The following is a 1,108-nucleotide window of genomic DNA, read 5'->3' on the forward strand; positions in this document are numbered from 1 at the left end:
GCGGTCTCGGTGATGTGGGCTGTGGTTCGGGTATGAGGTAGGGCGGGGAGGGGCTGCTCATGCCGAAGACCTTGCTGTGGAGTTGACGCGTGATCAGGAGCGCGAGGTGCGCGAGCGTCTGCGCGCACGTGATCTCGCGCCGGGTACCAGACTGCGTCTGGAGTGCATACGGCTGATGGGGCGGGTCCTGACCGTGCCCGAGGTGGCTGACCTGCTCGAATGCAACGAGGTCACCGTGCGTGGTGCGGTCCACCGCTTCGCGGCGGGCGGGTTCGACGCGCTGGCGGATGCCCCGCGCCCGGGCCGCCCGGCCTCGGTCACCCGTGAGGACCGCGAGGCGCTGGCCGTCCTGCTGGACGAGTCCGCGAGGCAGGGCCGTACCTGGACTGCCGCCGCGTTGTGCGACTGGCTGGCCGCCGAGCGGGGGGTGCGGCTCTCGCCGGCCTGGCTGACCGAGCTGCTCCATCGGGACGGGTTCCGGTGGAAACGGACCAGGGACACGCTGCGGCACAAGGCCGACCCCGTCCTCCAGCAGGCCGCCCGGGCCGAGCTGGAGGATTTACGGCTTTACGGCTGGACGCGAGTACGGGTTTGAGGGACCTGTACTTCCTCGACGAGAGCGGGTTCGCCCCGACCATGCCTACCGGATACACCTGGTCACGGGCAGGACAGAGGGCCGTCGTGCCACGCGAGGACAAGAAGGGCCGGCGTGTGAACGTCGTGGGGGCCCTGGCCGTGGGAGCGCACGCCGATCTGGTCTGGCAGAGGACCTGCGGAAAGATCGACGCGGTCATGCTGCTGGAGTTCGTGTGCACGCGCCTGGCCCGCCTGCCCGGTGGGACCGCCGCACTGGACAGGCCCCCCGCGGGCTTCACCCGCGTCCGGCCGTGCACCGTCGTCCTGGACAACGCGTCCGCGCACGTGGCCCGGGTCTTCAAAGGACGCCGGGAGGAACTTGCCGCCATCGGCGTCGAGCTCTTCTACCTCCCGCCTCGCAGCCCCGAACTGAACGATATCGAGCGGGTATGGCGCTCGGCGAAGTACGAGGACTACCCCGAGCGCGTCCACACCACCGCCGAAGCGGTCGGCACCGCAGTCGATCAGGCCC

General features: G+C 70.3%; 2 protein-coding genes. Both read left to right on the forward strand.

Annotated elements, in window-relative coordinates; translation table 11 throughout:
• Nucleotides 1-106 precede the first annotated feature (106 nt).
• Nucleotides 107-595, forward strand: a complete 489-nt coding sequence (locus tag M2271_RS42430; RefSeq protein WP_280892816.1) for a helix-turn-helix domain-containing protein — start codon at nucleotides 107-109, stop codon at nucleotides 593-595.
• Nucleotides 596-636: 41 nt separating this feature from the next.
• Nucleotides 637-1,108, forward strand: a 472-nt coding sequence (locus M2271_RS42435; protein WP_280892817.1) for a transposase, incomplete at its 3' end; no start/stop codon positions are given.

The sequence above is a fragment of the Streptomyces sp. LBL genome, assembly GCF_029893585.1.
Classification (GTDB): Bacteria; Actinomycetota; Actinomycetes; order Streptomycetales; family Streptomycetaceae; genus Streptomyces.